Origin of the sequence: Paraburkholderia yinzeri (assembly GCF_046581065.1) — a bacterium.
Taxonomy (GTDB): domain Bacteria; phylum Pseudomonadota; class Gammaproteobacteria; order Burkholderiales; family Burkholderiaceae; genus Paraburkholderia.
In genome coordinates, this window is the sequence record NZ_JBFOCJ010000001.1 from 1,587,954 (window position 1) to 1,609,661 (window position 21,708).

General features: G+C 63.7%; 21 protein-coding genes. 7 read left to right on the forward strand and 14 right to left on the reverse strand.

Annotated elements, in window-relative coordinates; all coding sequences use genetic code 11:
* Nucleotides 1–79 precede the first annotated feature (79 nt).
* Nucleotides 80–343, reverse strand: a complete 264-nt coding sequence (rpsT, locus tag WJ542_RS07620) for a 30S ribosomal protein S20 (RefSeq protein ID WP_411188688.1) — start codon at nucleotides 341–343, stop codon at nucleotides 80–82.
* Between the two features lie 582 nt (nucleotides 344–925).
* Between rpsT and murJ the strand changes: the two genes are divergently transcribed.
* A complete protein-coding gene (murJ, locus tag WJ542_RS07625) occupies nucleotides 926–2,476 on the forward strand; it encodes a murein biosynthesis integral membrane protein MurJ (RefSeq protein WP_411188689.1) in 1,551 nt (516 codons plus the stop codon).
* A 5-nt stretch (nucleotides 2,477–2,481) separates the two neighbouring features.
* A complete protein-coding gene (locus WJ542_RS07630) occupies nucleotides 2,482–3,327 on the forward strand; it encodes a SirB1 family protein (protein ID WP_411188690.1) in 846 nt (281 codons plus the stop codon).
* A gap of 84 nt (nucleotides 3,328–3,411) precedes the next feature.
* Here the strand turns inward: WJ542_RS07630 and WJ542_RS07635 are convergent, their stop codons facing one another.
* From WJ542_RS07635 to lpxK, 5 genes are all read right to left on the reverse strand, one after another.
* Entirely contained in the window at nucleotides 3,412–4,170 is a 759-nt protein-coding gene (locus WJ542_RS07635) for a 3-hydroxyacyl-CoA dehydrogenase (protein ID WP_411188691.1), read from the reverse strand.
* A gap of 208 nt (nucleotides 4,171–4,378) precedes the next feature.
* Nucleotides 4,379–5,041 (reverse strand): adenylate kinase, encoded by a 663-nt coding sequence (gene adk, locus WJ542_RS07640; protein WP_411188692.1) that lies wholly within the window; start codon nucleotides 5,039–5,041, stop codon nucleotides 4,379–4,381.
* Between the two features lie 282 nt (nucleotides 5,042–5,323).
* A complete protein-coding gene (kdsB, locus tag WJ542_RS07645) occupies nucleotides 5,324–6,127 on the reverse strand; it encodes a 3-deoxy-manno-octulosonate cytidylyltransferase (protein WP_411188693.1) in 804 nt (267 codons plus the stop codon).
* A 7-nt stretch (nucleotides 6,128–6,134) separates the two neighbouring features.
* Nucleotides 6,135–6,338 (reverse strand): Trm112 family protein, encoded by a 204-nt coding sequence (locus tag WJ542_RS07650; RefSeq protein ID WP_027794177.1) that lies wholly within the window; start codon nucleotides 6,336–6,338, stop codon nucleotides 6,135–6,137.
* Entirely contained in the window at nucleotides 6,319–7,335 is a 1,017-nt protein-coding gene (lpxK, locus tag WJ542_RS07655) for a tetraacyldisaccharide 4'-kinase (protein ID WP_411188694.1), read from the reverse strand. The genes WJ542_RS07650 and lpxK overlap by 20 nt, the downstream gene beginning before the upstream one ends.
* A gap of 575 nt (nucleotides 7,336–7,910) precedes the next feature.
* Between lpxK and xseA the strand changes: the two genes are divergently transcribed.
* The 3 genes from xseA (at nucleotide 7,911) to WJ542_RS07670 (ending at nucleotide 12,232) form a co-directional block, all read left to right on the forward strand.
* Nucleotides 7,911–9,290: an exodeoxyribonuclease VII large subunit gene (gene xseA / locus WJ542_RS07660; RefSeq protein WP_411188695.1), complete on the forward strand. Its 1,380-nt coding sequence runs from the start codon at nucleotides 7,911–7,913 to the stop codon at nucleotides 9,288–9,290.
* 347 nt (nucleotides 9,291–9,637) lie between these two features.
* Nucleotides 9,638–10,216 (forward strand): superoxide dismutase [Fe], encoded by a 579-nt coding sequence (gene sodB, locus WJ542_RS07665; protein ID WP_411188696.1) that lies wholly within the window; start codon nucleotides 9,638–9,640, stop codon nucleotides 10,214–10,216.
* A 546-nt stretch (nucleotides 10,217–10,762) separates the two neighbouring features.
* Nucleotides 10,763–12,232 carry a hypothetical protein gene (locus WJ542_RS07670; RefSeq protein ID WP_411188697.1) on the forward strand — a complete coding sequence of 490 codons (1,470 nt, stop codon included), beginning with the start codon at nucleotides 10,763–10,765 and terminating at the stop codon, nucleotides 12,230–12,232.
* Here WJ542_RS07670 and WJ542_RS07675 read toward each other — a convergent pair.
* The 6 genes from WJ542_RS07675 to WJ542_RS07700 form a co-directional block, all read right to left on the reverse strand.
* Nucleotides 12,207–12,722, reverse strand: a complete 516-nt coding sequence (locus WJ542_RS07675; RefSeq protein ID WP_411190446.1) for an IS5 family transposase — start codon at nucleotides 12,720–12,722, stop codon at nucleotides 12,207–12,209. The two genes, WJ542_RS07670 and WJ542_RS07675, sit on opposite strands and share 26 nt — an antisense overlap.
* Nucleotides 12,614–13,024, reverse strand: a complete 411-nt coding sequence (locus WJ542_RS07680) for a transposase (RefSeq protein ID WP_411187075.1) — start codon at nucleotides 13,022–13,024, stop codon at nucleotides 12,614–12,616. Before WJ542_RS07680 ends, WJ542_RS07675 begins: the two co-directional genes overlap by 109 nt.
* Nucleotides 13,002–14,804: a group II intron reverse transcriptase/maturase gene (gene ltrA / locus WJ542_RS07685; RefSeq protein WP_411188699.1), complete on the reverse strand. Its 1,803-nt coding sequence runs from the start codon at nucleotides 14,802–14,804 to the stop codon at nucleotides 13,002–13,004. The genes WJ542_RS07680 and ltrA overlap by 23 nt, the downstream gene beginning before the upstream one ends.
* 1,140 nt (nucleotides 14,805–15,944) lie before the next feature.
* Nucleotides 15,945–16,340: a hypothetical protein gene (locus tag WJ542_RS07690; RefSeq protein ID WP_411188700.1), complete on the reverse strand. Its 396-nt coding sequence runs from the start codon at nucleotides 16,338–16,340 to the stop codon at nucleotides 15,945–15,947.
* Nucleotides 16,341–16,417: 77 nt separating this feature from the next.
* Complete coding sequence (locus tag WJ542_RS07695; RefSeq protein WP_411188701.1) at nucleotides 16,418–16,675, reverse strand: hypothetical protein; 258 nt, start codon at nucleotides 16,673–16,675, stop codon at nucleotides 16,418–16,420.
* 529 nt (nucleotides 16,676–17,204) lie between these two features.
* Nucleotides 17,205–17,780 (reverse strand): isochorismatase family protein, encoded by a 576-nt coding sequence (locus WJ542_RS07700; RefSeq protein ID WP_411188702.1) that lies wholly within the window; start codon nucleotides 17,778–17,780, stop codon nucleotides 17,205–17,207.
* Nucleotides 17,781–17,844: 64 nt separating this feature from the next.
* Here WJ542_RS07700 and WJ542_RS07705 point away from each other — a divergent pair, with 64 nt between their 5' ends.
* On the forward strand, nucleotides 17,845–18,474 hold the full coding sequence (locus WJ542_RS07705; RefSeq protein WP_411188703.1) for a TetR family transcriptional regulator: 630 nt from the start codon (nucleotides 17,845–17,847) through the stop codon (nucleotides 18,472–18,474).
* A 28-nt stretch (nucleotides 18,475–18,502) separates the two neighbouring features.
* Here WJ542_RS07705 and clpP read toward each other — a convergent pair whose 3' ends face one another.
* Nucleotides 18,503–19,147 (reverse strand): ATP-dependent Clp endopeptidase proteolytic subunit ClpP, encoded by a 645-nt coding sequence (gene clpP / locus WJ542_RS07710; RefSeq protein WP_411188704.1) that lies wholly within the window; start codon nucleotides 19,145–19,147, stop codon nucleotides 18,503–18,505.
* A gap of 176 nt (nucleotides 19,148–19,323) precedes the next feature.
* Between clpP and WJ542_RS07715 the strand changes: the two genes are divergently transcribed.
* Nucleotides 19,324–20,328 (forward strand): sigma-70 family RNA polymerase sigma factor, encoded by a 1,005-nt coding sequence (locus WJ542_RS07715; protein WP_411188705.1) that lies wholly within the window; start codon nucleotides 19,324–19,326, stop codon nucleotides 20,326–20,328.
* Between the two features lie 33 nt (nucleotides 20,329–20,361).
* Here WJ542_RS07715 and WJ542_RS07720 read toward each other — a convergent pair whose 3' ends face one another.
* Entirely contained in the window at nucleotides 20,362–21,639 is a 1,278-nt protein-coding gene (locus WJ542_RS07720) for an EAL domain-containing protein (RefSeq protein ID WP_411188706.1), read from the reverse strand.
* Nucleotides 21,640–21,708 lie beyond the last annotated feature (69 nt).

The following is a 21,708-nucleotide window of genomic DNA, read 5'->3' on the forward strand; positions in this document are numbered from 1 at the left end:
CAAAAAAACCCGCCGAAGCGGGTTTTTCGTGCTGCAGTGGAAACAGGAAGCGGCCGTCGTGGCGCGCTTTCCGTATCGCTTACTGCATTGCCTTGACGGCGGCCGTGAGGCGGCTCTTGTTGCGAGCGGCCTTGTTCTTGTGAACGATCTTCTTGTCGGCGATGATGTCGAGCGTCTTTGCCGAAGCCTTCAGAATTTCTGCGGCCGCTGCCTTGTCGCCGGCGTCGATCGCCTTGCGAACAGCCTTGATAGCGGTGCGGAACTTCGAGCGCAGCGCCGAGTTGTGCGAGTTTGCCTTCGAGGCTTGACGGGCACGCTTGCGTGCTTGTGCGGAGTTTGCCATTACGATTCCTTGAGTTTTCAGAGCGCAAGCCCGCCGACATCGAGTCGGACTGGAGAACGCGCCTTGCCTGGATTTGAGCTTCCGGGACCCATGCCCGAAAGCGCAAAACGGTATTTGCCGGTTGTGTGCCTCGAATGCCTCGAATACTTTGAGGCTGCATCGAGTGCGCATTTGCCGACTGCGCCTTTTGTGCCAAAGTCGAAAAGTGCCGCCTGCCTCCTACCCCTGCCTTCTACCCAGAAGGCGCTGACAGCTGGTTTTCGCTTTCTTTCCAAGACGCGGATTCAAGGTCCACGGGAGACCAAGAATCGGCAATTATAGCAACAAAATCATGGGAGTGGCAATCGTGCCGCATCGGGCGCGTAGGCTCGCGCGGGGCATCGCCGCGCGAAAAAGGGCTTGATCGCCGTGTTTCGCCGGCGTGCAGTCCGATCGGATTTATGCGCTCTCGACCGAACGCTGTCTTCTGCGCGTGGTCAGATTCGCGGATCGCCGCAGATCACATCGCAGATCACAAAGAGGCGAAGTATGGCCGGCGCATAGCATCGGCCGGCTTCGCGGCACCCGTATAATAAGCGCCCCATGAATCTATTCCGAGCCCTGCTGACGGTCAGCGGCTTCACGCTGCTGTCGCGCGTGACCGGTCTGGCCCGTGAAACACTGATTGCCCGCGCGTTCGGCGCGAGTCAGTTCACCGACGCCTTCTACGTTGCGTTCCGCATTCCCAACCTCCTGCGCCGGATCTCGGCGGAGGGGGCGTTTTCCCAGGCGTTCGTGCCGATCCTCGCTGAGTTCAAGAACCAGAAAGGGCACGATGCCACGCGCGACCTCGTCGACGCCACCTCCACGGTGCTCGCTTGGGTGCTCGCCATTCTTTCGGTACTCGGCATCGTCGGCGCCTCGCTTGTCGTGACGGTCGTGGCCTCGGGCCTCAAGAGCGACGGGCAGGCGTATCCGCTCGCCGTCACGATGACGCGCATCATGTTCCCCTATATCGTGTTCATCTCGCTGACGTCGCTCGCGTCGGGCGTGCTGAACACGTACAAGCAGTTCTCGTTGCCGGCGTTCGCGCCGGTCCTGCTCAACGTTTCGTTCATCGTCGCGGCCGTCTTCTTCGCGCCGCACATGAAGCAGCCGGTCTATGCGCTCGCGTGGGCCGTGATCGTCGGCGGCGTGCTGCAGTTTCTCGTTCAACTGCCGGCCTTGAAGCGTATCGACATGATGCCGCGCATCGGCTGGCGCCCGCTGAAAGCGCTCGCCCATCGCGGCGTGAAGCGCGTGCTCGCGAAGATGGTGCCGGCGATGTTCGCCGTCTCGGTCGCGCAGATCAGCCTCATCATCAATACGAACATCGCATCGCGTCTCGGTGCGGGCGCGGTTTCGTGGATCAACTACGCCGACCGCCTCATGGAGTTTCCGACCGCGCTGCTCGGCGTGGCGCTCGGCACGATCCTGCTGCCCAGCCTCTCGAAGGCACACGTCGATGCCGATCCGCACGAGTATTCGGCGCTGCTCGACTGGGGGCTGCGCGTGACGTTCCTGCTCGCCGCGCCTTCGGCGATCGCGCTGTTCTTCTTCGCCGAGCCGCTCACCGCGACGCTGTTCCACTACGGCAAATTCGACGCGAATTCGGTCGTCATGACGGGCCGCGCGCTCGCCGCCTATGGCGTGGGCCTCATCGGCCTCATTCTCATCAAGATCCTCGCGCCGGGTTTCTATGCGCGCCAGGACATCAAGACGCCCGTGAAGATCGGCGTGGGCGTGCTCATTGCCACCCAGGTCAGCAACTACATCTTCGTGCCGGTCTTCGCGCACGCGGGCCTCACGCTCTCGGTCGGGCTCGGCGCCTGCATGAACGCGCTACTCCTCTTCATCGGCCTGCGCCGGCGCGGGATCTACATGCCGTCGTCGGGCTGGGCGACGTTCTTCGTGCAACTGATCGGGGCATGCCTCGTGCTGGCGGGGGTGATGCACTGGTGCGCGACCAGCTACGACTGGATCGGCCTGCGCCACGAGCCCTTCGCGCGCATCGCGCTGCTCGGCGCCTGCCTCGTCCTGTTCGCAGCGTTATATTTCGGTATGCTGTGGCTGATGGGCTTCAAGTACGCTTACTTCAAGAGGCGGGCGAAGTGATCACGATGAACACGCGGGTACTGGATTATTTCAGCGCGCTCGTGGCCGACGACGACAGCCTGCCGCTTACCGAAGCGGCACTCGCGATTGCGCAGGATGCGTACCCCGATCTCGATCTGCAAGGCACGCTCGCGGAAATCGACGAGCTGGCGCTGCGCGCGCGCCGCCGCGTGCCCGAGGGCGCCGCCCTGCGCGAGCGCGTCGCCGCCCTGAATCAGTGTTTCTTCCGTGAATTCGGCTTCGCCGCCAATCTCAACGACTACTACGATCCCGACAACAGCCACCTGAACGCCGTGCTGCGCCGCCGCCGCGGCATTCCCATTTCGCTGGCGGTGCTCTATCTGGAGATTGCGGGTCAACTGGGGCTGCCGGTGCGGGGCGTGTCGTTTCCGGGTCATTTCCTGCTGCGCGCATCGCTGCCGGGCGGGGATGCGATGTTCGACCCCACCACGGGCCGCGGGCTGACCGAATCCGATATGGTGGAGTTGCTGGAGCCTTACGTGGCGAAGGCCGGCGATTCGGTCGTGCGCACGCTGCGCGTGCTCCTTGAGCCGGCTACGCGCCGCGAGATCGTCGCGCGCATGCTGCGCAACCTCAAGGCGATTTATCTGCAGACGGAACGCTGGGAGCGCCTGCTCGGCATCCAGCAGCGGCTCGTGATCCTGCTGCCGCACAGTATCGAGGAAGTGCGCGACCGCGGTTTCGCGTATGCGCGGCTCGATTACCTGCGTCCCGCGCTCGAAGACCTCGAGCATTATCTCGACGAGCGCCCCGATGCCGAAGACGCCATGGTCGTCGAGTCGCAGTTGCAGGAGCTGCGCCAGCGCACGCTCGATAACGAGCAGGGCTGAGCACATCTGGCCGTTCGCGCAGAAAAAAGCCCACGCTTCGCTGCGTGGGCTTTTTCGCTTCTGGCGCTGCCGTACTTGCGGTGCTTATTTCGGCTGCATGCGGATTGCGCCGTCGAGGCGGATCACCTCGCCGTTGAGCATCGGGTTCTCGAAAATCTGCTTGACGAGCATCGCGTACTCCGCGGGCTTGCCGAGGCGCGACGGGAACGGGACCATGGCGCCGAGCGCGTCCTGGACTTCCTTGGGCATGCCGAGCAGCATCGGCGTTTCGAAGATGCCCGGGGCGATCGTCATCACGCGGATGCCGCTGCGCGAGAGGTCGCGCGCGATCGGCAAGGTCATGCCGACCACGCCGCCCTTCGAAGCCGCATAGGCCGCCTGGCCGATCTGGCCGTCGTAGGCCGCGACCGACGCCGTGTTGACGATCACGCCGCGCTCGCCGCCTTCGTTGGGCGCGGTCTGTGCCATGGCGGCGGCCGCGAGGCGGATCATGTTGAACGTGCCGATCAGGTTGACCGAAATGGTCTTCGCGAACACGTCGAGCGGATGCGGGCCGTCCTTGCCGACCGTCTTCACGGCGGGCGCGATGCCCGCGCAATTGACGAGGCCGTGCAGCGCGCCGAGCGCGGTCGCTGCGGCAACCACGCTCGCGCCGTCCTCCTCGCTTGCGACGTTGCACTTCACGAACGTGCCGCCCAGTTCCTTCGCGAGCGCGTTGCCGGCTTCCTCGTTCAGGTCGGCGATGACGGCCTTGCCGCCTTCGGCGGCGATCAGGCGCGCCGTGGCGGCACCGAGGCCCGAAGCCCCGCCGGTGATGATGAATACGTTGTCGCGGATCTGCATGCTGTGTCTCGGCTCCATTTGTTATGGTCGTCGTGCGGGCGGCGTGCACGAAAAAACGGGCCGCCCGGCGGCGCGCTCATGGCGCGGCGCCAGCCGGCCCGCAGACATACCAGCATGATCCGAGGCCGGCAGTGGGGTAGCCGGTCTTGCCGGTTTCTCCCCGGCTGGCCGGCCCAAGTGCTACTTGAGGCGTTACGCGAGAACGGTCTTACTTGAGTGCGTCGAACACGCGCGTGCGAATTTCGTCGACGGTGCCGAGGCCCGAGATCGCGCGATATTCCGGCGCCTTCAGACCGTTTTCCGCGCCACGCTTCGCCCAGTCGCTGTAGTAGGCGATGAGCGGCTTCGTTTGCGCGACGTAGACGTCGAGACGCTTGCGCACGGTCTCTTCCTTGTCGTCGTCGCGCTGGACGAGCGGCTCGCCCGTCACGTCGTCCGTCATGTCCACTTTGGGCGGATTGAACTTGAGGTGGTAGGTGCGGCCCGATGCCGGATGCATGCGGCGGCCGCTCATGCGCGTAATGATCTCGTCGAACGGCACGTCGATCTCGAGCACGTAGTCGATCGGCACGCCGGCCTGCTTCATGGCTTCGGCCTGCGGCAGCGTGCGCGGGAAGCCGTCGAACAGATAGCCGTTCTTGCAGTCCGATTCCTGAAGGCGCTCCTTCACGAGATTGATGATCAGTTCGTCGGTCACGAGCTCGCCCGCGTCCATGAAGCGCTTCGCCTCGAGGCCCAGCGGCGTGCCGGCCTTCACGGCCGCGCGCAGCATGTCGCCGGTCGAGATCTGCGGAATGCCGAACTTTTCCTTGATGAAGCTGGCCTGGGTTCCCTTGCCCGCGCCCGGGGCGCCCAACAGGATCAAACGCATGTCAACAATCTCCGATCTATGTGAATTCTTGCGGCGCGGCTTGCCTTTCTTCGGCAGGCGTTAGCGGCGTCGTGCGTCTCTCCCCGTTCGCAACAGCGACCGCTTCGGCACGTGCCGGCGGGGGCAGCGATACGCCCCGCGCAGCAGCGTCGCGTGTCAGGCACAGCGACGGCGCAGCAGGGCGAAATCGGCGAAATATGGGGAAACCCCGACGCACCAAGGCTTTATACGGCTCGCGCAAACAATTGATTATGCCATGGGTTTTTTACGCCATTACCGGAATTAAGTCCGGTATAACGCCTGCACGCGAGCGAGGTCGGCCGGCGTATCGACGCCTGGCGCGGGGGCTTCTTTCGTCACCAGCACCGCGATGCGCTCGCCGTGCCACATCGCCCGCAACTGCTCGAGCGCCTCGACCTGTTCGATCGGCGAGTGGGCGAGCGACGGGTAGCTGCGCAGGAATTTCGCGCGATAGGCGTACAGGCCGATGTGCCGGTAAACCGTCGCCGGGGCAGGCGGGGCGGGCATTGCAGCCAGATCGAGACGCTCGGGCGACCAGTGCGGCTGCCATGCGTCGCGGGCCCACGGAATGGGCGCGCGGGAGAAGTAGAGCGCCACGCCGCGCGAATCGAGCACGACCTTCACGACGTTCGGATTGAGGATTTCGTCCGGGGCCGTGATCGGGTGGGCGGCCGTCGCGATCGCGCATTCCGGATGCGCGGCGAGGTGCGACGCAACGTCGCATATGAGGGCAGGGTCGATCAGCGGCTCGTCGCCCTGCACGTTGACGACGATCGTGTCGTCGCTCCAGCCATAGTGCGTCGCGACTTCGGCGAGCCGGTCGGTGCCCGACGGATGGTCGGCGCGCGTGAGCATCGCCTCGAAGCCGTGCTCGCGCGCGGCGTCGAGTACGCCCGGCGCGTCCGTCGCGATCAGCACCTGCTGCGCGCCCGACGCCTGCGCGCGTTCGGCCACGCGTACCACCATGGGTTTGCCGCCGATGTCGGCGAGCGGCTTGTTCGGCAGCCGCGTGGAAGCAAGACGCGCGGGTACGACGGCAATGAAGGGTTGCACGAGGCCGTTCATATCCGGGTCAGGCCGCGCCGGGGCCGGCCGGATCGACCGGCGTGCCTTCCACGGTCTGACGCGCTTCGTCCACCAGCATGACGGGAATGCCGTCGCGGATCGGATAAGCGAGCTTGTCGGCGTTGCAGATGAGCTCCTGCGCGGCGCGATCGTAGCTGAGCGGGCCCTTGCAGATCGGGCAGACCAGGATTTCAAGCAGACGGGCGTCCACGGAGTTTCTCCACAACCAGAGTGATAAGGCGATGATCGAGCGCGGCAACCACGGGGACGACCCAGATGCGCGCATCGTTCCAGGCCCCCAATTTTACTGCATCCTTTTCGGTGACCAGGATCGCGTCGGCTTTCACCTCGGCAAACGGGTTGGTCGCGTAGGCGTAGTGGTCGGGCAGGGGCAGCGTCTGCGGCGCGAGCCCCGCGCCGCGCACGGTCGCGAAGAAGCGCTCCGGCGAGCCGATGCCGGCCGCCGCCACGAGGCGCTGTCCCGCGAACTGCGAGAGCGGGCGGCGCAGCGCCGGGTTGGCCAGATGCCAGGCGTCGCCGGGTTCGAGCGTCAGCAGAAAGGTGTCGGGCCAGGGCGGCAGCGTCCGCTCGAACGGATTGTTGACGAGCGTGGCGTCGCGGTGGCGCGAGAGCGGCTCGCGCAGCGGCCCGGCGGGCAGCAGGAAGCCGTTGCCGTCCAGGCGGTGGTCGAATACGACGAGTTCGAAGTCGCGCGCGAGGCGATAGTGCTGCAGGCCGTCGTCGCTGACGATCACGTCGACGTCCTCGTGGGCGGCGCGCAGCGCCTGCGCGGCGGCGACGCGGTCCGGCGAAACCCACACGGGCGCGCCGGTGCGGCGCGCGATGAGAAGGGGTTCGTCGCCGGCAAGCCGTGCCGCGGTGGCGCTCGTGACGGGCGTAGGGCGTTCGACCTTGGCGCCGTAACCGCGCGAGACCACGCCCGGCGTGAAGCCCGCCGTGCGCAGCGCTTCGACGAGCGCGATCACGGTAGGCGTCTTCCCCGTCCCGCCCACCGTCACGTTGCCGACCACGACGACCGGCACGCCCACGTGTACGCTTTTGAGCCAGCCTGCCGCAAAGGCGGCGCGGCGCGCGCCGCTGACGGCCGCGAAAACCGCGGCGAGCGGCGTCAGCGCCCAGGCAAGCGGGCCGCGCCGCTGCCATTCCTGCGCGAGCCGGTTTTCGATGCGCGAGGCGAGGCCGCTCATCGGCATGCGCTCCGCGTTCGCGCGCGCCCGGCGCCGCGTACGGGCGTCGCGCGGGAAGGCAGGACGGGCTGGGCTGGCATCGGGCGATTCTCCGGATCGTGGGACGGCATGGCGTGACGGAATACTTGCACTCGCGGCCCCGCCTTGCCGGACAGGGCAAGGGGCGTTCGCGTCCCGAACCGGCACGCGGATGCCGCCGGGAACCTGGCACTCTAGCGCGGGAGGCGGGCGCGCCGCAAGCTGCCCGTCCGGACGGTTTTTGCTGACCCCCGACCGGGGCGATTGCCAGCCTGCCTGTGGATAACTTTGTGGAGAAGTGGCACCCGCGATGGCTGGAAAGCCCGCATGCGGGGGCTTCCGTCGGCGAAAGGTCATGGTATATCGATAAAAAACGTAATCAAATCAATCATGTAGTGAAAATTTTGTGGGTCTGCGACTCGTTGTCGCCGCGCATGGCCTCTGACCTGCGCGGTGTGGAAACCTCGCAGCGCTTGCCATAAGCCCGAAGGTCGTGCTGGACGCCGGGCACCCGGACGGTCTATCGTCTGTCCGGCCTGGTTTTTCGCACGCTCCGCATGAATTCCGATCGATTCCCTGCTTCCCCCCCTGCCCCCGGCGGCGACGTCGTCGTGCCGGTTTCGGCGCTCAACCGCGCGATCGCTTCGATGCTCGAACGCACGTTTCCGCTCGCGTGGATCTCGGGCGAAGTGTCCAATTTCACGCGCGCCGCGAGCGGGCACTGGTACTTCTCGATCAAGGACGCGCAGGCGCAGATCCGCTGCGTGATGTTCCGCGGCCGCGCGCAGTACGCCGAGTTCACGCCGCGCGAGGGCGACCGCATCGAGGTGCGCGCGCTCGTCACGATGTACGAGCCGCGCGGCGAGCTGCAACTGAACGTGGAGGCGGTCCGGCGCACGGGCCAGGGCCGGCTCTACGAAGCTTTCCTGCGGCTGAAGGCGCAACTGGAGTCCGAGGGGCTGTTCGATCCCGAGCGCAAGCGCACGTTGCCGACGCATCCGCGCGCCATCGGCGTGATCACCTCGATGCAGGCCGCCGCGCTGCGCGACGTGCTCACGACCTTGTCCCGCCGCGCACCGCACGTGCCGGTGATCGTCTACCCGGCGCCCGTGCAGGGCGCGGGCTCGGCCGAAAAGCTCACGGCCATGCTCGAAACGGCGAATGCCCGTGCCGAAGTGGACGTCCTCGTGCTGTGCCGCGGCGGCGGCTCGATCGAGGATCTCTGGTCGTTCAACGACGAGGCGCTCGCTCGCGCGATTGCGGCGAGCGGGATTCCCGTGGTGAGCGGCGTGGGCCACGAGACCGATTTCACCATTGCCGACTTCGCCGCCGACGTGCGCGCGCCCACGCCGACCGGCGCCGCCGAGCTCGTGAGCCCGCAGCGCGTGCTGCTGCTGCGCGAGCTGGACCAGCGCCATGCGGCGCTCGCGCGCGGCTTCGGCCGGCTCATGGAGCGGCGCGCGCAGCAGCTCGACTGGCTTGCACGGCGGCTCGTTTCGCCCGCCGAGCGGCTCGCGCAGCAGCGTGCCCATTTGCGGCAACTGGCGCTCCGGCTCGCTTCGGCCGGCTCGCGCGCGGCGGCCGACGCCCGTGCACGCTTTGCCGTCGTGCAGATGCGCTGGCAGCGTGCGCGCCCCGACGCGACGGCGCAGCTCGCGCATGTCGAGGCGCTGGCGCGGCGCCTGAACGGTGCCTTTGACCGGCAGCGCGAACGCGAAACCGCACGGGTTTCCGGGCTTGCCGCGCGCCTCGAAGTGCTGAGCCCGCAGCGCACGTTCGAACGCGGCTATGCGGCGCTGCTCGACGCGCAAAGCGGCGCAGCGGTGCGCGCGCCCGCGGCGCTCAAGCCAGGCAAGCGGCTGACCGTGCATCTTGCCGAGGGCAGTGCCGACGTGGCCCTCGCCGACGTGCAGCCGCGATTCGCCGACGGGTTCTGATGCGGCTACCGGTTCCGCATGTGACCGGACCCGCACGGCACGCCGCATGCGCAGCGTAGCGGCATGTGCTGCCACGCTCGCGTTCACGCTGCTGACACAGCGTTGCGCGAGGGTGGAGCGGCGCATCCTTGCATGCAGCGCTCGTGCCTCGGACCCGCCGCGAACCGGCTCCGGTGCGAGGTCGGGAGAGGTCCGGAAACCCCGGAAACCCTTGTACGGCCGATATCCGGCATAAAGTCCGCGCGTTTGCGGGGTTATTCCAAGTCGCCTACAATCGAGCGCTCAATGCCGGCGAATTTGTAGAACTTCACGCAGAACTCCCCATAACACGACGAAGGAACCGCATCATGTCATTTACGCTCCCGCCGCTGCCGTTCGCGAAGAACGCCCTCGTTCCGAACATGTCGGAAGAGACGCTCGAATACCACTATGGCAAGCATCACCAGGCCTACGTCACGAACCTCAACAACCTGATCCCGGGCACCGAGTTCGAAAAGCTCTCGCTCGAAGAGATCATCAAGAAGTCGTCGGGTGGCGTGTTCAACAACGCGGCCCAGATCTGGAATCACACCTTCTTCTGGAACAGCCTCTCGCCGCAGGGCGGCGGTGCGCCGGCAGGTGCGCTCGGCGACGCGATCAATGCGAAGTGGGGTTCGTTCGACGCGTTCAAGGAAGCGTTCTCGAAGGCTGCGGTCGGCAACTTCGGCTCGGGCTGGACGTGGCTCGTGAAGAAGGCGGACGGCTCGCTCGACATCGTCTCGACCAGCAACGCCGCCACCCCGCTCACGACCGATGCGAAGCCGCTCATCACGATCGACGTGTGGGAACACGCTTACTACATCGACTATCGCAACGCGCGTCCGAAGTTCGTCGAAGCGTTCTGGAACATCGTGAACTGGGACTTCGCAGCGAAGAACTTCGCGTAAAGCGTCTGTGACGTGACAAAATAGTTCGGAAAGTGCAATAAAGATTGGAAAATCCGAGCGTAGTACCGCAATAAAGTTTGGAAGTAGTAATAGAAATGAAAGCCCTCAAGTTCGAGGGCTTTCTGCTTTCTAGGACCCGAGAGCTCCAGCCGCTCTTTTTCAGTTCATGTTTAGTGCATGCTGCAGAGTGGCCATTTGACAACGACTCCGCGGATCCGGCGCAGGGGCAAAATTACTTGAAAAATTCAAGTCCGCTATCTGTACTTCAGTACAGATAGGGCGGGAATGGATCTCAAATTTTGAGGGTTGATACACCACCCGCTGAGCAACCTGTTGCTCCAACGAGCGTCGGGAAAAGTCAGCGTCGCAACGGTACCGAGAGCGCGTTCGGCTTTGCGGCCGTTTTGCTGCGAAGGAACTTGGCGAGTCGAGAATGTGGTAGCAACGACCACTAGTTTGATTCGCATTTCCCAAGTTTTCGCGGAGTTCGCCACCGCGTTATGGTCATATCTTCCGGTCTATAATCGCCGCTCGGGGGCGAGGCCTATGTTGAGCAAGATTGATGGTTCTTACCAGTTCGTAGCGTCGAGGCTCAGGAAACGGCCCTCATCTGATGGTCAGCTTTGGTTCTTTCTCGCCATGATCTTCGGTGCCATCCAGATGGCGCATATGGCAGGACATCTACAATCAGGATCCGGAGCACTCTTTTGGGTGACGTGTGCAGTGGCCGGCTTGATCTGGTTGTTCGTCGGGGTTGCGTTGAGTCTGCGGCCTAGTCATCCATCCATCATCAGACTGCAAGGTCGCGCTCGTTACGCCTTTGGTTTCACGGCGATTCTGTCTGCTGGGTTGACCATGCAGGCTGCGATGCGCAATTTGACACATCATGCTATCGCAGTCGATTTAAATATACTTTACTTCGTGTCACTGTTGATCACGCTTATTGCCATGATGACAAATCCGAACTGGCTATGCTTGCCTGTAAAGATTTATTACGAAGGGCTAAGACGAAAATTTGGACGTGGGATGGATCGGGCGATTCACGAGGTTCGCGGTCCGGATCGAGACCCCATCCACCTGATTAACTGCTTCTCGCAGTCGCCTATCGCACGTGACGACGAAAGAAAGGAGCAACGAGGTGGAGAAAATTTCTGCGTCAGCCGTCACTATTGTGGGACGAGATCCAGTGGGTATTTCCCGACAGAGGAATGGTATGTTGGGAAGAAGCGAAAAAGCTGGAGGCATCAGTGGATTTGGCGGCTGGTAGCGACATCAGGGGCGGCGGTTGACATCCACCCGGTCAAGCAGAGTCCGCTCTGGAATTCGCTTCTTACCGTCTTCAACATGGGGCTCGGGGTGTGGGTGATTAACCCGACGTTCGATCTGAAGCGTCGGACGTGGTGGCCATCCTTCTTTCTAAATTCAATGGCGGCGCTAAACCTGCACAACAACCGTACGAAGTGGATGCGTTTGAGTGACGGCGGGCATTTTGAGAACCTGGGGATTTACGAACTGGTTGCCCGCGAATGCATGGACATCGTAGTGGTCGATGCAGGGCATGATCCGAACTACGAATTTTCAGACCTAGCGTGTGCGATCGCGAGATGCTGGGAGGACTTTGAAGCGCTGATCGACGTTCCCGAGCTCTTTCCGGATGAGACGCGGAATAGCGTTCAGGAGGTGGTCCTGACGGGAACAATTCGTTATAAGGACAAGCCTGAGCTGGGCAAGATCACATATATCAAGTTGGGGGTGGAGAGCTGGCATTCGCTTCCGCTACGGCTGCGGTCTTCGATCGACCGGCATTTCCCCCACGAGCCAACCACAAATCAATTTCCGACGCGGGATTTTATCAACGCCTATTACCGGCTCGGCGAGGAGACGGCGCCGGGTAGCAGCGGCGCATTGCTGCGCCGCCGCCCCCTCAGAACGGAGCGTGCAAGTTTCCCCGCACTCCGCTCAAGCCTTTCAAAGCCTATAAAAGGCCAGTTCAAAATGGCCGCTCAGCTCGGCTGAAGATGTTCCAGCAGACGAGAGAGCAGCCGAGTTTGAGGAACGCTTCGTGAATGTCAGATCGGCGTTCGAAGCGGATGCGAAGACGACGGAAACCATGGAGCCACGAATGAGTCCGTTCGACGACCCAACGGAATTTGCCGAGGCCGCTGCCGTGTTCGGTGCGGCGTCTGGCGATGACCGGTCTGATACCGCGTTCGCGAAGTCGGTGGCGATGCGAGTCGGAATCGTAGCCACGGTCGGCGTAGAGGACCTTGGGCTTGCGAAGCGGTCGGCCGCGAGTGCCGCGAATCGGCGGGATAGCGTCGACCAGCGGCAGCAGTTGCGTGACATCGTTGCGGTTCGCGCCGGTCAGGATCACGCTGACAGGAACGCCATTCGCGTCTACGAGGACGTGATGTTTGGACCCTGGTCGTGCGCGATCGGTGGGGTTTGGCCCAGTTTTTGGCCTGCCCCAACGGCGCGCACGGACGATGAATCGACAGCCGCATATGAGAAGTCGAGCTGGCCGGATTCGCGCAGCTTGTCGAGCAGCAGCCCGTGCAGTTTGTCCCACACTCCGGCTTGCTGCCAGTCGTGCAACCGACGCCAGCAAGTCGCTCCAGAGCCGAAGCCCAACCGGGTCGGCAGATGATTCCATCGCATCCCTGTCTTGAGCACGAGCAGGATGCCATTGAGTGCCGCACGGTCCGAGACCGGCAGGCGCCCAGGGTATCGCCTGTGTCGCGGCTTGGGCGGCGGAAGTAGTGGTTCGATCAGTGCCCACAGCGCGTCATCGATGATAGGTGCCGGCATTCCTTGATCCGTTGTTCAGGCATCCAAGGTTAACCGTTTCACGGGAAAGTAAACAGCCCTTCCGGGCTCTTTTTGAACTGGCCTTTAAGGAATAAGCCGGTTCCACAACTGAGTGTCTGAGAGCACGCGCGTTCCGGTGGCAGTCCGGATGTAGCATCTTCAGGTTACCGACCGCATCCGTGCCACCGTCGATTTTACGAATCTCGTGGAACAGACGCCACCCACTGGATTTCGTAATCATCTGACAGCAAACTGGACAGGCCCGGTCCTGTGCGAGCCACAACCGGATCAGCCGCGTCCGGCCTTTGAGGGAGTCCGCCATCATGTTGCCAAGTCGAGCTTCAAAATAGCTTTCCCACTGCGGGTCGAACGGGTTAGCGACCGCCTGGATTTTCCGGTGCCGCCGGATCGGCGTGCTGGCAATATCGTATAGCGTCAGGAGTTCAGGCTTTCCCGTGCTGAGCGTTTTGCCGGTGGTCGTTCCAAAAACCCAGCGCTGTGCACCAACGGTCCAGAAATATTTCCGTTGTACCCAGCGTGCGCCTTTGTTCGGATGCCGACGCCGCGCCCAGCGCCATAGACACTGCCAGATCGCGTGACCAACTGCGCTGAAGATCTGTTTCGCCACAACTTGACGATGATAGTTCGCCCATCCGCGAATCAGTGGATTGAGCACACGGATCAGTAGATCCTGTCGTAGCGCCGCGCTGCCTTTCACGACTCCCCGCAGCTTGCGCAGGAAGCGCTGAATGCTCTTTCGGGCAGGCTTGATCAACAGCTTGCCACCATACTTGCGAACATTCATGCCGAGGAAGTTGAATCCCTCGTCGATATGCGTGATCCGGGTCTTCTCCGGCGATAGTGACAAGCCACGTTGCGCCAGAAACTGCTCGACCATCGGACGAACTTCATTGACCAGCACGTCTTTCGTTGCACCGGTGATGATAAAGTCGTCTGCATACCGAATGAGATTGACCTTGGACGCATCGCGAACGTGCTTGCGGAACTTCGATAGCAGCATCCGTTCTAGTCCATCCAAAGTCATATTCATTAACGTCGGCGAGATAATGCCCCCTTGTGGGGTACCCGCTTCCGTTGCGTGAAAGACATGGTTGTGAAGGTAGCCAGCCTTCAACCACCTCAGCAGAATCGCTTTGTCCATGGGGATGTGGGCGACCAGCCAGTCGTGCGAAATTTCGTCAAAGCAGCTACGGATATCGGCCTCCAGAATCCACCGCGCGCACTCGGGGCGGCCCAGCGCAATGAAGCACTGCTCGATTGCATCGGCGGCGGATCGGCTGACGCGGAATCCATAGGAATTCGGGTCAGCCTCGGTCTCCGCAACGGGCTCCAGGGCAAGCAGATATAGCGCCTGCTGCGCCCTGTCGACCATGCATGGAATTCCTAGCGGCCGCATTTTTGTCCCATCGGCCTTGGGGATATATATCCGTCTCAGCGGACGCGGCCGGTAGCCACGCCGTTTGAGTGACGACACTGCTTCGAGTCTGGACTTCGGTGTGGACCATGTGATGCCGTCCACGCCCGGCGTCCGTTTTCCCTGATTCTCAGTCACCCGTCTGACGGCGAGTGCCTTGCCGCTGAACGAGTGGGTCAGCAACCACTGTAAGGCTTTCACCTTCCCGCGCTTGCCGTCCTGTGTAGCCTTCACAATACGCGCCTGCAGCCGTCGGACCTCGCGATAACATCTGGCCCAATCAATGCCGTGCCAGTGAATGGCTAGATCGGAGGACGCACCTGTGCGGAACTTCTGCCCAGTCATCTGCATCTCCTCCTTTGACGGTTACTCAAGCTCTCTCGTGACGAAAGACCATGCAGAAGTCTGCCCGCTTTCGCGTGGGATGATGTTGCCTCGCGACTCAATCCCTATCCGTCCGGTTACAGGACAGCGTTCGCTTTCTCTGCACTCCCATGCCCGCATCACCAACAGTTTTCCTTACGGTTAACCTGCCCAATGGGCGGCGATACGGGGTTTCCTTGTTCCGCGTGGTTCGCACGAATGGTTTAGGTTCTGTCTGTCCGCCGGTAGTGCTGGTGTCCGTGCTGCCCCATTCAAGAGAGAGCAGTCCCACTACTTCCCATGTTGGGCGGGGCCTATCAGTACCTTTGGCCCTTCAAAGTGACGACGTTTAGCGACAGTTCACGTGTGTTAACCATGCCATCCAGCCTTGCACCCCATCCGCATTGGCACTAGCAGACGCGCATCAGCCTCACGACTCAAGCGTGGCTTTCGCCGGGTTACTTTGTCCCGGTGGCTTCACACCAGATCGTTACCAATCTCGCATGCACCGGTAGGCTACGGGCAACGGAATGCCCGGTTTTCTGTCGCCAGACTTCGGCGATAAAACAACGAACTACGCGACCTCAAGTCGCAACTCGAAGGCCTTGCCAGTGGTGATTCGTGGACCTGCTCCGGTTGATCTCGTCGTCGCCTGAGCGCTGTCGGCCAATTGGTTCGTTCGCGCGTTTGTCCGATAAGGGGGGCAGACGTGTGAGCGCATCGGGGCTTAAGCGCGACAAGCACACAGACGGTCGCTTGTTGATCTTGCCTTCTGCACGTACGGTCTGAGCTGCCTGTCGCTCGATGACAGACTTCCAGATGCTCATACGTCCATCATTTGACATGCGGGTTTATGACGAGGGTGATTACCGTGGATTCACTGAGTCTGGCTGATTAAGGCGATCACGGTTTGCCGAAAAGCCTGGCTTATGGGGCGCTTAACTGATTCAGGCGATGATTGGGCATAATCTTTTCGCCAGTTGCAGAGGCGATATCCCTTTTCACACCAATCAGCCAGAAAGACGTGGCCGCATCGCACTCGGCCGTGTGGGGTATCTCTACGAGATGCCGTGGGGATTGGGATGTCAGCATATTCCGTGTCGAGAAACAGCAGCATCGAGCTTACTCACTGCGCCGGCCGGCAGTGTCGAGCACGATCGCCGTTTCGTCGGCCACGAACGGGCCATCGACCAGTGCATCGGCCCCTTCGTGAGCGGCATCGGCCATTGACGCGCGAGCCGCACGCCGGATCGGCTCGGCGTACACGGACGCCAGATCGGAAAACCCGCCGTAGAAGTGCGGTACGACCACCCGCGCATCGGGTGAGAACCGGCCCAGCTCGGCAATCAGTTCGGCCACGGTCATCGGCTTGCCCTCGAGGCTGTAAGGCGTGGTTTGTTCAGCCGTCGATTCGGCACGGCCCTGCAGCGTGTCGGCCACAAACGCAGACGGCAATTCTGGGTTGTCGCGAGCAGCCCGCGCGAGCGGGGCCTCGTCAGGTTTGCGTGCTTTCGTCATGGTCGAGTCTCGCTGACATGAACGTTTGAGAAAAGGTGCCCCGAAGCGGCCCGGATTCCAACAGAAGTCGACACGACTCAGGCTGAGTGATCCGCAAGCGAAAGCCACGAGGGCCGCGTGATCCGCAGCCACGGGCCGAGCGTTTCCTTCACGCACTGCTGGCACAGATCGATTGCGACCGGACAACCATCGCCAAAGATCGACCCATAGCCGCCCTGGAACGCGATCGACAGCTTTTCATGCCAGTCCGGATCGTCGGGCGTGATGCGGCGCTGGCAGCGATCGCAGGTGCAGGCCGCGACTTCCTGCACGACCCTATCCTGATATTCGAGCATGGCAGATATCCTCCTGAAAGGGTCGACCCTATCCAAACACGTAGTGTACGGCCCCGCGACGTGCAAGGTTTATTGCTGATTTTTCTTCTCGACATGCACCCGGGTAGTGAGAGAGACACGTACGCAGTTCGCAATTTTGGAACCTCGCGCATTCGTGGTTGTGTCAGAAGTTAGCGAGAACGTGGTGCCGCACCGGTCACGTCAGAACGCAGCGCGTGTCTTTAATGTTAGGAAAATTGCTTTCAAAAGGCCTTCGCCTGGACGAGATTCGAGCGGCAGTCTCAGGACATACTTAAATTGTTATATGTACGTCGCCTAAGTATGCGCCCGGCCATATGTTGAAGTGCCAACTGATGGTCGCGGCAGCGAAGTAGGCATTGTGTTCGTCACAAACATTAGCGCGCTGCATTCCAAACTTTTTTGTCACTAGACAGTCGCCCTTTCCGCGGTCCGTGCCGCCTTGCGCGGCACTCGCAAAAAAGCCCTCGATTTTCAGGTCGAGGGCTTTTTCATTTGCACGTTCAGATCTTCAGCCGAGTGCGTCGATCACCTGCTGCGTCGAGCGCACATGTCCCATGTACGGGAACAGCTTCTCGAACGTGAAGCGATGCATGTCCTCGGCGAGGCTCGACGTGGCGTCTTCGACGAACACGAGCCGGAAGCCGCGATCGTAGGCCGCGCGCGCCGTCGATTCGACGCCGAAGTTCGTCGCGATGCCGCCCAGCACGATCGTGTCGATGCCGCGCCGGCGCAGTTGCAGTTCGAGATCCGTGCCGTAGAACGCACCCCACTGGCGTTTCGAAACGACGAGGTCGCCAGCTTGCACGCCGGTTTCCGGCACGAGCTCCGAAGCCTCGGCGGGCGCGGGCGGCGCGTCGGGCGCGCGCATGGAAACGTCGGCCTGGGGGAAGTGCAGTTCATTGAGCAGCACGCGTACCCATACGATGGCCGCGCCCTTGGCGCGCATCGCGTCGGCAAGCTGCTTCGCGTGCGCCACCACCTGCTGGCCGCCATACGGCGCGAGCGGGCGGCCCACGATGCCGTGCTGGAGATCGATCATCACGAGCGCCGTGCGGCTCGGGTCCAAAGAGAGGGCTTGCGTCATGGGGCACCTGTATGTGAGGATGGGCTCAGATAATGATACACCAGATGTGAGGGAGGCTTCAGATATGGCGGCAGGTCCGGCGGACGATCCCACCGCTTCGCGGCGCGTGCCGCGCCAGGAACGCGCGGCGCGCACGGTCGAGGCGCTGCTCGACGCGGCGGGGGACGCGTTTGCGCAACGCGGCTTCGAAAGCGCGACGATGACGCAGATCGCGCAGCAGGCCGGTGTGTCGATCGGCGCGGCGTATCAGTACTTTCCGAACAAGGAGGCGCTGGCGTTCGCGCTGCGCAAGCGCTACGGCGACGAGATCGACGCGCGCTGGAGCGCGCTAATCGATGCCGAAGGCACGCATCCTGGGCGACTGCCGCTCGCCGAGCTCGTCGAGCGGCTCTTCGACATGATGGTCGAGCTGATGGCCGACTATCCCGCGTATCTGCCGCTGCTTTCGGTCCCGCTGGGCTTCCGGCGCGACGCGGCGGCGCGCAACCGCCTGCGCGAGCGCTTCGCGGCGCTGTTCGCGCGCTACGACGAAACACTCGCCGCCGACGAGGCCTTCCGCGTCGCCGAGGTGATGCTGCAGATCATCAAGAGCCTCAATCCGCTCTACGCGGCGGCGAAGCCGAAGGAGCGCAAACTGCTCGTTGCCGAGTACAAGGGCGTGCTTTCGGCGTGGCTCGCCGCCAGGCTCGGTTGAGCCGCGTGAGCCGGTCGAGCCCTGGGCGCTAGCGCGCAAGCTGCTCGTCGCGCGAGCCGATCACGCGGTCGATCAGCCCATATTGGGCGGCTGCCTCGGCGGACATGTAGTTGTCGCGGTCCGTGTCCTTCACGATCTGCTCGATGCTCCTGCCCGTGCGTTCGGCCAGCATGGCGTTCAGGCGCTCGCGCTGGTACAGCACCTCGCGCGCCTGGATTTCGATGTCGGCGGCCGTGCCCTGGCTGCCGCCCGAAGGCTGATGAATCATGATGCGTGCATTTGGCAGTGCGTAGCGTTTGCCGGGTGCGCCCGCGGCAAGCAGAGAAGTGCCCATGCTCGCGGCGAACCCGGTGCATAGCGTCGAAACGTCGGGCTTGATGAACGCCATCGTGTCGTAGATCGCGAGACCGTCGTACACCGAGCCGCCCGGCGAATTGATGTACAGGCTGATGTCCTTTTCCGGGTTCTCGGCTTCGAGAAAGAGCAGTTGCGCGACGACGAGGCTGGCCGTCTGCTCGTTCACGGGCCCCACGAGAAACACGATGCGCTCGCGCAGCAGGCGCGAATAGATGTCGTAGGCGCGCTCGCCGCGCCCGGACGTTTCGATGACGGTGGGCACGAGATTGAGCGCGCTCGGGCGCATTGAAGCATGATGCGTGTTATGGGGGGGCATGGATATCCTCGCGGTGGAAGGGAGCGGCGTGATGTTTTGCGTCGCCGCTGCCATGACGCGTGGCTAGTGCGCTTCGTGACGAGAATATTTTTCCGGCCGCCTGTCACATCCGGGCGTCGCCAGACGTCTCATGCGTGGAACATCGGCAATCCTCTTGAGGCGAAGGAGCAATGCGAATGACGCAGAGTGCAGACGAAACCCGCGAATCGGGCGCCGGGCGCGCGGCCGCCACCTTTGACGCCCTGCGTGCCCGGCTGCTCGCGCTGGCGGCGCGGGTGCTGGGCAGCCGCGCGGAGGCCGAGGACGTCGTGCAGGACGCCTGGCTGCGCTGGCGGGAAGCCGACGCCGAAAGCGTGCGCGCGCCGCAGGCCTGGCTCACGACGGTGACGGTGCGCCTCGCGATCGACCGGTTGCGGCGCCTGCGCCGCGAGCGCGAAGGCGAGGCGCTCGCGCGGCTCACGCAGCCGTGGCTCGACGACGTCGCACCCTCGGCCGAGGAGGCGGGGCTGCGTGCCGCGCGCCTCGCCGAAGCGTGGCTCACGCTGCTGGCGCGGCTTGGCCCCGTCGAGCGGGCCGCGTTCGTGCTGCGCGAGGCGTTCGAGTGCGATTACGCCGAGATTGCGGCGCTGGTGGGCTGCACGAGCGCGCATTGCCGCCAGATCGTGCATCGGGCGAGGGCGCGGCTCGCGCGGGCTCCGGAGGTGCGCCGGGCGTCCGAGGCGCCGGCCGACCCCGCACAGCAGGCGCGCGTGGTGGAGCGGCTACGCGAGGTACTCGAAGCCCAGGACCGGGCGGGGCTGATGGAATTGCTCGGGTTGGCGGTTGCGGGGCCGCAGCGCGTGGAAAAGGCGGCGGTGCTCGACGTGTCGATGACGGCCATGGAGCAAGGCGCGCTGCATGCCGAGGCGCTGACGCTCGAAGGCGAGCCGGGCATCGCGCTCGTCGCCGAAAACGGCGAGCTGACGGCGTGGCTGCGCGTGCGTGTCGCGACCGCTGGCTCTGCCGAACCGATGCTGTGCATTGAAATGAGCGTGAATACAACCGCGCTGCAGGAAGCCAATCGCGTCTTCGGGGGCGCGGCGGTGCGCCGGTTGCTGGCGGAGGTGGCGTCGGGCAGCGGTGCGGCGCCGCTGGTGGCGCAGCCGCCGGCGCTGGGCGTCGGCGGCGTGCTCGTCGGCTAGCGGTACCTTGGGGCGCGCATTGTTGGACGCGTCTTAACCGCGCTGGGCGGTCACTTCCCAGTTGATGTCCACGCACAGTACCTGCAGGCCGTGCGGCGTCTGCGCCGCGATCGACGCGGTCACGCACAGGTGCGCTTCGTTGATCGACAAATAGGGCGGCGTGAGATGCACGCTGCCCGGCGCGCGCATCGCGCCGATGAAGTAGGGGCGCCGCTCCCAGCTCGCGCCTTCCGAATGCAGCAGCGGGCGAAAGCGCTTGGTCCGCTGCGTCGTGCGGCCTTCGGGCACCACGTTGTCGCCGATCTGGCGGCCCGACGCGTCCAGCAGGAAGCAGCGCGCCGTTTCCTGGAGTTCGAGCAGCCCCGGTGTGGCGTCGTTCATGGATGCTCCCGCGTCGAGCTTTGCGGCAGCCGCTTCCATGGCGCTCACATAAGGCGCGAGGCGCAGCGACTGCGCCCGTTCGCGCTGGGTCACGCGCTCGCGCAGCGCTGCCGAGAGCTCGTCCATCAGCCGCGCGGCCGTGGTCGGCGGCACCGGCTCGACTTCGGGGCGCGCGAAATACGCGCCCTGCACGAAGTCGGCATTGCTTTCCAGCGCGATCAGCGCGTCGCGCTCCGTCGAGAGCCCGCCCACCAGCACGAGCTGGCCGGACTCGTGCAGCATCGAGACGAGGCCGGGCAGCACGCGTTCGATGTGCGCGTGGCGGCTTGCCTGCATGAGCAGGCTGCGGTCGAGCGTGACGATGTCGGGGCGTAGCTGCCAGACGCGGTCGATGTTCGAGTGCTTCGCGCCGAAGCCGTCCAGCGCGATCACGAAACCGCTCTTGCGCAGCCCGTCGATGATTTCCGCAAAGCGCGAGTTTTCGCCGCCCGCCTGCTCCGACACTTCGAGCACCACGCGCTGCGGCTGCAGCCCGAGCGTCTTGAGGCCGGCGAGCAGGGCGTCGCCATAGCTCGTATCCATGAGCGCGGCGGGGTGCAGGCTCAGGAAGAGCCATTCGTCATGCGAATCGAACGCATTGAAGTTGCCGAGGTGCAGCGATTCGGCGAGACGGCCGAGCTCCAGCAGGTCGCCGCGGCGCGCGGCCTGCGTGAACACTTCCTGCGACGGCACCTGCATGCCGTGCTCGTCGTGCGCGCGCAGCGTGGCGTGATAGCCGATCGCGCGGCGGTGGGCAACCGAGAACACCGGCTGGAACACGCTGAACACGGTGTAGCTGCTGTACAGCACGGTGCGGCGGGCGCCTTCCACGCCCGCGACAGGGCGCGACTGGAAGCCGGGGGGATCGAGGTCGATCATGCTCGTCGTCATATCGAGGGAAGGCGTGCGCTCGGGACGCTACGCCGAAGCGTCAAGTTTACAGGATAGGTCAGCAAAAAG